General features: G+C 30.7%; 9 protein-coding genes. 1 reads left to right on the top strand and 8 read right to left on the bottom strand.

The annotated features are described in order from the left end of the window. Window positions 1-366: 366 nt before the first annotated feature. The 4 genes from BUB51_RS09950 to secA form a co-directional block, all read right to left on the bottom strand. A complete protein-coding gene (locus tag BUB51_RS09950; protein WP_073197476.1) occupies window positions 367-2,484 on the bottom strand; it encodes a methyl-accepting chemotaxis protein in 2,118 nt (705 codons plus the stop codon). 121 nt (window positions 2,485-2,605) lie between these two features. Then, window positions 2,606-3,710 (bottom strand): peptide chain release factor 2 gene (gene prfB / locus BUB51_RS09955; RefSeq protein ID WP_143153606.1). Its coding sequence is split into 2 segments (ribosomal slippage): window positions 2,606-3,643 and window positions 3,645-3,710, totalling 1,104 coding nucleotides; the frame shifts between segments, so codons are not numbered across the junction. Window positions 3,711-3,829: 119 nt separating this feature from the next. Further along, window positions 3,830-4,135, bottom strand: coding sequence for a hypothetical protein (locus BUB51_RS09960; RefSeq protein ID WP_073197479.1), 306 nt, complete (start codon window positions 4,133-4,135; stop codon window positions 3,830-3,832). A gap of 135 nt (window positions 4,136-4,270) precedes the next feature. Beyond that, complete coding sequence (gene secA, locus BUB51_RS09965) at window positions 4,271-7,006, bottom strand: preprotein translocase subunit SecA (protein WP_073197481.1); 2,736 nt, start codon at window positions 7,004-7,006, stop codon at window positions 4,271-4,273. Window positions 7,007-7,237: 231 nt separating this feature from the next. Between secA and BUB51_RS09970 the strand changes: the two genes are divergently transcribed. Then, window positions 7,238-8,416 (top strand): DNA-methyltransferase, encoded by a 1,179-nt coding sequence (locus tag BUB51_RS09970; protein ID WP_073197483.1) that lies wholly within the window; start codon window positions 7,238-7,240, stop codon window positions 8,414-8,416. Window positions 8,417-8,442: 26 nt separating this feature from the next. On the opposite strand, the gene BUB51_RS09975 is transcribed toward BUB51_RS09970, so the two are convergent. The 4 genes from BUB51_RS09975 to BUB51_RS09990 form a co-directional block, all read right to left on the bottom strand. Further along, window positions 8,443-9,165, bottom strand: coding sequence for a hypothetical protein (locus BUB51_RS09975; RefSeq protein WP_197051364.1), 723 nt, complete (start codon window positions 9,163-9,165; stop codon window positions 8,443-8,445). A gap of 11 nt (window positions 9,166-9,176) precedes the next feature. Then, entirely contained in the window at window positions 9,177-9,710 is a 534-nt protein-coding gene (locus tag BUB51_RS09980; RefSeq protein WP_073197485.1) for a hypothetical protein, read from the bottom strand. 153 nt (window positions 9,711-9,863) lie between these two features. Beyond that, window positions 9,864-10,394 carry a ribosome hibernation-promoting factor, HPF/YfiA family gene (gene hpf, locus BUB51_RS09985; RefSeq protein WP_073197487.1) on the bottom strand — a complete coding sequence of 177 codons (531 nt, stop codon included), beginning with the start codon at window positions 10,392-10,394 and terminating at the stop codon, window positions 9,864-9,866. Window positions 10,395-11,282: 888 nt separating this feature from the next. Further along, a partial coding sequence (locus BUB51_RS09990) for an ABC transporter ATP-binding protein (protein WP_143153607.1) occupies window positions 11,283-12,036 on the bottom strand: 754 nt, incomplete at its 5' end.

Here is a 12,036-nt window from a genome sequence, read left to right on the forward strand (position 1 = left end):
ATACATCACTGCATAGGTTGCCATTTTGAAATTCATCTAAATGACGTATCCTTGAGACCTCCCGGGGTAAGCGTAACCACTTTCCTCCCATATATCCGCCACATTTACTGCATAAACCTTCGGACCGTTTTGGGCTTTGTTTTGTTACGCAAACTCACCCGATTTATACAGCCTCAAATGTAGTTCGTGTACCTCGGACCAGGATTTTGCCTCCGGCTTCCTTCAGATTCCACCTCACGATGGACACCCTTGCCTTTGGCTAGTGGTTGGCACGGTCAACCCCCACAGTGGACTCTCACCACCTAGTTGTTACGCATGCCCGGCGCACGCATACAAAATGCGGCTAAACGCCGCATTTCATTCCTTCTAATCTAATTTAAAGCCTTTTATCAGCATGTCCAATCTACAAGCCATATCACGTAATTTTTCAGCAGATTCATTTATCTGATGAATAATTGACTGCTGCTCCTCTGTACTCGCTAATACAGTTTGAGTTCCCGAAGCCGTTTCTTGAGAAACTTCTCCAACTTGAATAAATGCTGTCTCTATTTCTTTCATTTCTTGAGATAATTCTTCTACTATACCGTAAAACTCTTTAACAATACTAGACACTTTATTTGTCTCAGCAATAATATTGTTGAAGAATTTTGTCGTATTATTAATTATTTCTCTTCCTCTATCAACTTCATTTATTCCCTCATCCATAGATTTTGCAACTTCATTCATCTCGTTTTGTATCTCATTCACTATCCTAACTATATCTTTTGAAGCACTGCTTGTCTGTTCCGCAAGCTGTCTTACCTCTTCAGCAACAACTGTAAAACCTCTTCCATATTCGCCTGCTCTTGCTGCCTCAATAGCAGCATTTAAAGCTAAAAGATTAGTCTGTTTTGATATGTTATCAATAAATGTAACTATATTGCCAATTTCCATTGTGTGCTGCTTTAACTTTTTCAATTTATCAGCTGATTCTCTAACCCTCTTTGTGATTAAGTTCATACTTTCTTCTGACATCTTTACATCATTAGAACCTGCTTTAGCTATATCTGAAGCAACATTTGCAGCCTGTAAAATATACTTAGTTTTATCTTCTACATTTTTCACGCTTTCTGCCATTTTATTTACAATTTCATCGGCTTCATCTACACTTTTAAGCTGTCTCTCTGTACCTGCAGCAACTTGTTCAATAATACTTGAAATCTCCTCCGAAGATTTAACAGTAAGTTCAGCACTATTTTTCAACTCTTCAGAAGATATACTTATTTCCTCTCCAGCATCTCTAACATTAGATATTATCATATACAATGCATCAAGCATCTGATTAAACGCTCTCTGTAAGTCTCCAATCTCGTTTTTAACATTTTCTTCTGCCCTTTTAGTTAAATCTCCCTCTTTAATTCTATCCGCTACATTCACTAATTTTACAATAGGATTTGAGAATACTCTAGCTGCAATAGATGTAAACACAATGGCTAAAACAATTGCCGCTAATGTAATATACAATGTCCTATATAAATCTTTTAAATAACTCTGTTTTATTTCATCTCTATTCTGCTCGACTACAACTCCCCAACCAGTTGAAGGTACTACTGTATATGCTCCTATTACATCTACTTTTTTATCATTCTTATATGATAATTCAATACCTGTTTCTCCATTAATCGCCTTAATTGCACCTACAATTCCATTCTCCTTTGCATTAAATCTATTCAATACTTTTTCTCTAAACTCAGGATGTCCAATTACAACTCCTGTTCTATCAACTATATAAGCTATACCAGTTTTCCCAATTCTATGTGCTTTGGATAACTCTACCAAATCATTTAACGCTATTTTTGCAACTATAACACCTGTCTGTTTCCCAAATATGTCTTTCATAGGCATAGCTATATTAACTCCTGAAATTCTATTAGTCTCATCAATATAAGAGTCAGAAATAGCTCTTTTCCCATTTAAAGCTTTTTTAAACCATTCTTCTTTACTTACATTTCTTTTATCTTTTGTATTGGCTGTAGATACAATTTCATTACCTTGCATATCATATATGTACAACATTTGTATTTGATCTATTTTAGTTACTGTAGAATTTAGTACAGTCGAACAATCAAACTCGCTCATATTCATAAAATCATGGGCCGCAGTTAAAGTATCTAAAATATTAAAAGAACTTAAGATAAATATATCTACCTGTCTTGCAAGAGACTTAGCAATAGTAAGATTTGTAGATTCCATACTTTTTTCTACATTTTTAGCTTGAAAATAGTAATTTATCAATCCTACAGAAATAATAGGTATTATTGTAAGAATTAAAACAATCGCCATTATTTGATTTTTAATTCTATGCTTTCTTAAAGTTTTCTTTTTATCTTTCTTTGTCCTTTTAAACAGCAGTATACCCTTTTTCCTTGAAGAGTTCTCTTTATCTTTTTTATATAATTTTTTCGAAAAAGTAAGTTTTGATTTTTTTCTGTTAAATACCCCCACCCGAATAACACCCCTTAATTCAAATTTTCATTATTATATTCTACATTTTTTTACATAATCCTCTTTATATTTTGAATATTTTTATTTTGTAACAAATAGAGCCATCAGAAAATCTGATGGCTTATCTAGTTTTAGACTTTAAATACTCATTTATAAACAAATCTATATCCCCATCCATAACGCTATTCACATTTCCAACTTCTGCACCTGTTCTATGGTCCTTTACAAGATTGTATGGATGAAATATATAAGACCTTATTTGAGAACCCCAAGCAATTTGATTATATTCACCCTGCAAACCCTCAATCTTTTCCTTCTGTTTAAGCCTCTCTAACTCTACCAATTTGGCTTTTAGTATCTTCATAGCCGTCGCTTTATTGCTATGCTGCGACCTTTCATTTTGACATTGAACGACAATTCCAGTAGGTATATGAGTTATCCTAACAGCCGATTCAGTTTTATTTACATGCTGACCTCCCGCACCACTTGCTCTATATGTGTCAATTCTTATTTCATTAGGAGCTATTTCTATATCTACTTCATCTTCTATTTCTGGAACTACATCGACCGATGCAAAAGACGTATGTCTTCTTCCTGATGAATCAAATGGAGATATTCTGACAAGCCTATGAACTCCTTTTTCAGACTTTAAATAGCCATAAGCATTAAGTCCCTTCACAAGTAAAGTTACACTTTTAATCCCAGCTTCCGGATCTGGTAATATATCTAGAACTTGAATATCATAGCCCTTTCTTTCACACCATCTTCGATACATTCTAAGTAGCATCTGTGCCCAATCTTGAGCTTCTAATCCGCCAGCACCCGAATGTATCGATAATATAGCATTATTTTTATCATATTCTTCATTAAGAAGTGTTTTTATCCTTATATCATTAACTTTTTCCTCGATACTATTAATTGTCTTTTTTATCTCATCAATTAAAGATAGGTCTTCTTCCTCTTGAGCTAATTCTAAAAGCACTTGGGCATCTTCAATTTCATTAATAATGTCCCTATATTCCTTAACTTTATCTTTTATATTCTTAAGCTCCTGAGCTACTTTTTGTGCTTTTTTATGATCGTTCCAAAAATCTTGTTTTGCCATTTTCTCCTCGAGTTTCTCTATTTTACCCTCTAACCCTTCTATGTCAAAGAGAAACACCTATTTCCTGTATTTGCTCTCTAAAACTAGATATCTTATCTCTGAATTCTACTAAATCTAGCATTATAACACCTCGCTTTCTATTTAGTTGACAGTTGACAAAATTATTCGCTATTCGCATTTCAAGTATTAAACAGCGAATTAATTTTATATTTCCCATTTTACATTTTCAATTCTAAATTTTTAACATCCCGTTTTAATTACTTTTATCTCTACTTCTTGCCTTTCAACTCTATCTATTAATCTATCAACTTTTTCTTCTAATCTAGTAATTCTTTCTGAATTTTGTTTATATCCATCAAATAGTGCATCTATTTTCTTCTCAATCTGATTTTCAATTATACTTTCTACTCTAGCTATAGCTTTTGCATTTTGCGCTATTGCCTGTGCATTCTGTGCTATTGCTTTTGCATTACTTTTAACATCTTGTTTTATTTCCAATATTTCCACGTACATCTTTTCCAATAATTCAAAAGTTTTATCATCCACTTTTTTTATCTCACCTCACTTTTTATTAATTAATAGTTTATTCACCATTTGATCATTGAATAGCAATTGACAAACGACATAGAAATTTAACTTTCCATTTTTCATTTTCAATTTTTAATTTAAATTTAGTCCCCATTAAACATTCTTCCCACAGCACTTCTTATATTTCTTTCCACTTCCACATGGACACGGGTCATTTCTTCCTATTTTTTTGCCTTTAACAACAGTATTAGGCTTACCGCTCTCTCCATGACTTACATTAGTTATCTTAGCTACTCTTTCTCTCTCTATTTTCTCAGCAGGCTGTAAATTAAATAAATATCTTACTGTATCCTCTTGAATATTTTTTATCATTTCTTGGAACATATCATATCCTTCAATCTGATATGCCCTAACAGGGTCTTCGTTCCCCATCGCTCTTAAACCAATACCCTGTCTTAATTGATCCATAGCATCAATATGGTCCATCCACTTAGTATCTACAACTCTAAGCAGGATTACCCTTTCAAGTTCTCTTAATTGTTTTTCTCCTACTTCTTTTTCCTTTTGTTCATACAGTTTTGTAGCTAAATCCATTATTATGTCTTTTAACCCTTCTTTAGTTAAAGATTCTAAATTCTCTATTTTAAGAATTCCTTTAGGCAAGAATATATTTGCTAAATAATCTTCAAGCCCTTTTAAATCCCATTCTTCAGGATATTTAGCATCACCTGTATAAATATTGATAGCTTCATTTATAATATTTTCTACCATAGAAATTATATGTTCTTTAATGTTTTCGCCTTCTAAAACCTTTCTTCTTTCAGCGTATATAACCTCTCTCTGCTTATTCATAACGTCATCATATTGAAGAACGTGTTTTCTTATATTAAAGTTTCTAGCTTCTACTCTTTTCTGCGCTGTCTCTATTGATTTTGAAAGCAGAGGATGTTCTAACGGTTCATCATCTGGCATACCTAAAGACTCGACTAATCCTTTAATTCTATCACTACCAAATAATCTCATTAAATCATCCTCAAGCGAGATATAAAATCTAGAAGAACCTGGGTCTCCCTGACGCCCAGAACGTCCTCTAAGCTGATTATCGATTCTACGTGATTCATGTCTTTCTGTACCTATAATATGAAGTCCTCCAGCTTCAATTACTTTCTTTTGCTCATCTTTTAAAGCCTCTTTAGTTTTATCTAATATTTCCTTATATACCTTTCTTGCCTCTAAAATTTCTGGATCATCAGTATCCTCAAAACTATCTGCAAGGGAAATTATATGCTCACTATAATTTCTTTTTCTCATTTCACTTTTAGCTAAAAATTCAGGATTACCACCTAATACAATGTCAGTTCCTCTACCTGCCATATTTGTTGCAATTGTTACTGCTTTATATCTACCAGCTTGAGCAACAATTTCGGCTTCTCTCTCATGGTGTTTAGCATTTAACACTTCATGATTTATTCCTTCTTTCTTAAGCATTTTGCTTAGTATTTCAGATTTCTCTATAGAAATAGTACCTACAAGAACAGGCTGACCTTTTGCATTCTTTTCTTTAATCTCTTTTATAACCGCCTTAAATTTAGCTTCTTCAGTTTTATATACAACATCAGGATAATCTATCCTAATAACCGGTTTATTTGTAGGTATCTCTATTACATCCATTCCATATATTTCTCTAAATTCCTCTTCTTCAGTTTTTGCCGTACCAGTCATACCTGCTAACTTTTTATACATTCTGAAGTAGTTTTGGAATGTTATAGTCGCCAATGTCTTTGATTCTCTTCTTACATTAAGCCCCTCTTTAGCCTCTATCGCCTGATGAAGACCGTCACTATATCTTCTACCAAACATAAGCCTTCCTGTAAATTCATCAACTATTACAACTTCTCCATCTTTAACCACATAATCTCTGTCTCTCTTCATAAGATTATGCGCTTTTAAAGCTTGGTTGATATGATGCGAAATTTCCATATTCGCAGGATCGGCTAAATTCTCTATATTAAAGAATTTCTCTGCCTTCTTTACACCCTGTTCAGTAAGCACAACAGTTCGTGCCTTCTCATCTATAACAAAATCTCCTTTTTCTTCCTTCATCTCGAAATTGAAGCGATCTTTTTTCTCATTAGGATCTACTTTTGTTCCCTTTAATGTTTGCACAAAAGAATTAGCTGCAAAATAAAGACTAGTCGATTTATCTCCCGTTCCTGAAATAATAAGAGGAGTTCTCGCCTCATCTATTAAAATACTGTCGACCTCGTCTATTATTGCATAATTTAATTCTCTCTGCACCATTTCATCCTTATATATAACCATATTGTCTCTTAAATAGTCAAACCCAAACTCATTATTTGTACCATATGTTATATCACAATTATAAGCCTTACGCCTTTCCTTATTATCTAATCCATGAACTATACATCCTACAGATAAACCTAAAAACTCGTAAATCTTACCCATCCACTCTTTATCTCTTTTAGCCAAATAATCATTTACTGTTACTACATGAACGCCTTTTCCTGTAAGAGCGTTAAGATATACAGGTAAAGTAGCTACTAGAGTCTTACCTTCACCTGTTTTCATTTCAGCTATTCTTCCCTGATGAAGAACAACGCCACCTATTAACTGCACTCTATAATGCTTCATACCAAGAACTCTATCGGCAGCTTCTCTGACAACTGCAAAAGCTTCCGGTAAAATATCATCTAAACTCTCTCCATTTGCCAATCTATTTTTAAATTCGTCAGTTTTTTGCTTCAATTGTGCATCCGTAAGTTTCTTCATTTCATCTTCTAATGATTCTATTTTTTCAACTAATGGATTTAATCTTCTAATTTCCCTCTCACTATATGTTCCAAAAATTTTTTTCAATAATCCTTTCATTTTCATCACCCTTTAAGTTTTCTTCCCTTATCTCTATATTTTATCACTAAAATTTGTAAGGAACAAGTAAGATACTTTTACCAGCAGTCTGCTCCAATCAGTTTATTTTAAATATCATAATTATATGATATAATTACTATCAAACAATAAAAGATAGACAGAAAATTTTTTGTCTAATTAAATAATTCAACAGTATAACATAAGTTTCATACATAGGAGGAAGATATTGTAATGAAAAAAGTGAAATATAAGGATATCGAATTCCCTATAAACAAAGGATTAACTTTTGAAGAATACAATCTATTGCAGAAAATTGACGAGCAATTTAGTAAAGATGATTTATATATCGAATATTCAAATAATAACCTTATTGTACATTTAAATAAATTAAATCTAGACAAATTTGAAAAATTAATTAAATCTGTAGACATTACAAATGAAAGCATTTTTTATACTATACTAGAAAATATAAAAAGTATTGGAAGTTACGGTATTAAAGGCGGCAAAAGAGTATTTGTAGACTATAATAAGGAAAGAAAAGTTTCAAATAGAAAATCAAAAGAAAAAAAAAGAAATAAACAATTTTATACCGCAGGACATAATTTTTCAACCGAAAATAACGAATGCCCAGAAAAATTTTTAAACAAAATAATCTGCGGTGATAGTGAACAAGTTTTAAAAGAATTACCGGATAACTGTATTGATTTAATTCTAACTTCACCACCATACAATTTTGGATTAGAATATGATAATAATGATGACAGTCACTATTGGGAAAATTATTTTAAAAAAATTGAAAGTATATTTAGCGAATGTATAAGAGTTTTAAAATATGGCGGAAGATTCATTTTAAATGTTCAGCCATTATTTTCAGATTATATCCCTACTCATCATATATTCAGCAACTTTTTTATAAAAAACAAAATGATTTGGAAAGGAGAAATACTCTGGGAAAAAAATAATTACAATTGTAAATATACATCATGGGGTTCTTGGTTAAGTCCATCGAGTCCGTACCTTAAGTATACATGGGAGTTTATTGAAATATATTGTAAAGGGGATTTGAAGAAACCGGGACCAAAAGATAAAATAGATTTAACACCTGAAGAATTTAAAAGTTGGGTTGTTGCTAAATGGTCTATCGCACCTGAAAGGCGAATGAAAGAATATGGTCATCCGGCTATGTTCCCCGAAGAATTAGCAAGGAGAGCTATAAAACTTTTTAGTTATCAAGATGACATAATATTAGACCCTTTTAATGGTGCTGGAACAACAACAGTCGTTGCAAAGAAAAATAAAAGAAGGTATATAGGTATAGATATATCTGAAGAATACTGCAAAGTTGCACAAAATAGAATAAATTCTTTAGAAAATGATAAATGTCATGTCCAAGAAAACTTTTTAGATTAAAAAAAATAGAGAGGAATATTCCCTCTCTATTTAAATTCTCTTAATTCTTCTATAAAGAATAAAATTGCTTTCTTTACAGAATCGTAAGTTAATTCTTTAAAAAACTCTTTTCTATGAATTGGTCTGTCTACTTTTCTTTCACCCTTTAATAAAGTTATTATATCTATATTAACATCAAAATATGAAAGTAGCGTACGAGTAGACGGACTTCCAATAGTCGAATCTATGTCTTTTAATTCACAATAATCGCCTCCAAGTTGGCTCTCAAGCTGTAAAAGTACATACTTTTTTATATTCGCATATTTTTTTAATAATTCAGCATCAACTAATATCCTTTTCAACATAGCATTTTCTGTATAAGCTTTACATTCAATAGCCATTACAAAAACATTGTCAATATAGACATGCACATCAGTACCTGCATTATAGTAAAATTTTTCAATATTACTCGATATATACTGTTTAACATTATTCTCTTTTAAATTGTTAACATATTTCTGATTAATTGGCACTTTAATTTTTTTCGCATTCATTTCTAACCTTGATATATCTCTATCTAATCCGTATTCCCATGCAATTCTAACCATCTGCCTTGCCATACTTTCCACTAACTTACCTTTTCCTGCTCTTATAACTCCACCGTATGCTCTACTGATGCTAGATTCTGCTTTAGAATCAATGCCTTTTACTAATTCGTTATATTTTCTTATTATATCTTCAATCCCTTTATCAATCATTAAGTTATTCAATCATCTTCCTCCTATCTTATCCCATCCAAAATGTCTTCTATGCAATCTATAGAATGTAAGTTTTTTTGACATATTTCATATAAAGGGGCTTTAGTTCTAAAACTTGTCCCATTATCCCTTGTTCTAATAGTCCCTTCTTCATAAAATTTAGCCTTTTCTAATAAATCACTTTTAGAAATATATCCACATATTGTCAATATATTATTCGTTTTATTAAATGAACAAAAGATTAAATAATCTACATTATATTTAGCCTGATAGCCAATAAAGTTATGTACATAATGTTCTTGCATTGGAACAGTTCTTCCCATAGTTTTTATATCAACCTTTTTATTATTTATTTCTATATCATATCCTCCATCGAACCCCTCTCCACCTTTTGGTCTTTCTAAATTTAATAAATCTGCTACAACAGTTTGACCTAATATTCCAACAAACTGCTGTTCACAATTTCCATCTCCCCTCCCTCTTTGACCAAAATTACAACTATGAACCAAATCTTTTGCATATTTAATCTGTTCATCAGTAACTTTATAGTCTATCATTCAAAAATTCCCTCCAATTAAATTAAACAAATTTCATAATTATACCAATATATTATCAGTTCAAATACTATTATTCAACAAATATAATTATTAAAATTCAAAAAACACATAAAACGGTAGAGTAAATCGCTCTACCGTTTCTTATAATCTAATTTAAATTTCTGGTTCTATCAAACCATAATTTCCATCTTTTCTTTTATACACTACATTCACATCATCAGTTACTGCATTTCTGAAAACGAAGAAATTATGTCCTAAAAGTTCCATCTGTAATACAGCTTCTTCAGCATCCATAGGTTTAATAGCAAAACGTTTAGTCCTTACAATTTTTGGTTCTTCATTTTCATTTTCTTCTAAAGGTATTATATTCTCAAATCTTATTGTTCCTCCACTACGATTTCTTTTTTGTAATCTAGTTTTATGCTTTCTAATCTGTCTTTCTAATACATCTATCACCTTATCAATTGAAGTATACATGTCTCCATTTGCTTCTTCTGCTCTGATAATACCACCTTCAAAAGGTATAGTCACCTCTATTATCTGTCTGTTCTTCTCAACATTCATTGTAACATGTGCCTCAACATCTTTATGGAAATACTTATCTAACTTTTCCATCTTCTTTTCAACTATATCCCTTAGGGCATTTGTAACCTCCATATTTTTTCCACTTACTATGATTTTCATGTATTTCCAACCCCTTTCAACTTATATAATTTATTAAATCAAGTATTTTACTAATTGATTTTCGTCTTTCGTCAAAAAGACTTTAAATTTTTAACTAATCCCCCCAAAAATTTTTTCTTTAATATATTTTATAATTCATAGGAAATTATATTCCTTAATTAATATAAACTAATTTAAATATAATTTTCATAATGGATTTCAATAAAATCTACCTTAATCTATTTGATCTAAAGATTTTATTTTAATTCATAGGAAATTATATTCCTTAAATAAACATAAACTAATCTATATAATTTCCGTAATGAATTTCAATAAAATCTACCTTAATCTATTTGATTTAAAGATTTTGTTCAAGAACTTTATCCTTTGAAGTTTTATATTTTTATAATACCCATATATATCAAGTAATTAACAAAAAATTTTCAAAATAAAAATTTTTAATGTAAAACACATTAATATCAAACAATTAATACCCTATAGCTATCAACTTAATTAGACAATAAATTATATTTTTCTATCTATTAGTACAAATATACCCATTGATTCTTCGATATACAATCAGTTGTATAAATATTAATAGAACTTATCCACAACAAAATCATTAATAATTTGTGGATAAAATATGCGGTGTTCTGTGGATAATGTTGATAAGTCTGTGGAAAAAGTATTTTTGTACATATTTTACTGTTGAAAACCATGTGTATATATAGTGGATAAAAAATTTTCTACCTTTTTATCTGATTTTAGACATAATATAAAATTTTATTACAATTATATTTATTTTTTTGATAGTAGCTATTCATTTTTTATATACAATATATTGTGGCAATTCTTATACTAATAGTTAATTTTTGACTTTAAAAAACAGGTATTTTTTTAAATACCTGCTTACAATACAGCCAACCCATCTTCTGCTTGTTCCCTATAAAATTGTGCTTGAGCATCAAACATCCTTCTATATTTTCCATTAAGCTCCATTAGTTCCTTATGTGTTCCCTGTTCAATCACTCTACCATTATCTATAAGGTATATTCTATCTGCCATAACAGTAGTAGATAATCTATGTGTTATGAATATCGCTATTTTATTTTTAGTAATATCCATCATATTTTCATACATCTGCTTTTCTGCTAAAGGATCTAATGAACTTGAAGGCTCATCTAGGATAACTACGTCGTAATCTTTTATGTAGATTCTTGCCAATGCTAATTTTTGTGCTTCTCCTCCTGATAAGAATATACCTTCATTACTAAATTCTTTTGTAATTAAAGTATGAATGCCATTTGGAAGTTCCTTCACCTTTTCGTATAGTCCAACTTGTTTTAATGCAAACCAAACTTTGTCTTCATCTTCTGGATTTTTTACTTCACGGAGTAGTACATTTTCTGCTATGCTAGCTGAATATAATTGATAATCTTGAAAAACTAGTCCTATTTTAGATCTTAAGTGTTTAACTGAAAGTTTTTTTATGTCTTTATTGTTTATAAGTATTTTCCCTTTATTTACATCATATAGCCTGATTATTAGTTTGATTAATGTTGTTTTTCCTGCACCGTTATGCCCTACTATTGCAATTTTTTCTCCTTTTGATGCTTTTATTGTAATATTATGTAATACTTCTCGCTCTGAATAAGAAAATGAA

The sequence above is a fragment of the Caloranaerobacter azorensis DSM 13643 genome, assembly GCF_900129995.1.
GTDB classification, from domain to species: domain Bacteria; phylum Bacillota; class Clostridia; order Tissierellales; family Thermohalobacteraceae; genus Caloranaerobacter; species Caloranaerobacter azorensis.

Coding starts and splice junctions, on each gene's coding strand:
- hpf (WP_073197487.1), bottom strand. CDS start 10,394: ATGAAAATCATAGTAAGTGGAAAAAATATGGAGGTTACAAATGCCCTA.
- BUB51_RS09980 (WP_073197485.1), bottom strand. CDS start 9,710: ATGATAGACTATAAAGTTACTGATGAACAGATTAAATATGCAAAAGAT.
- secA (WP_073197481.1), bottom strand. CDS start 7,006: ATGAAAGGATTATTGAAAAAAATTTTTGGAACATATAGTGAGAGGGAA.
- BUB51_RS09970 (WP_073197483.1), top strand. CDS start 7,238: ATGAAAAAAGTGAAATATAAGGATATCGAATTCCCTATAAACAAAGGA.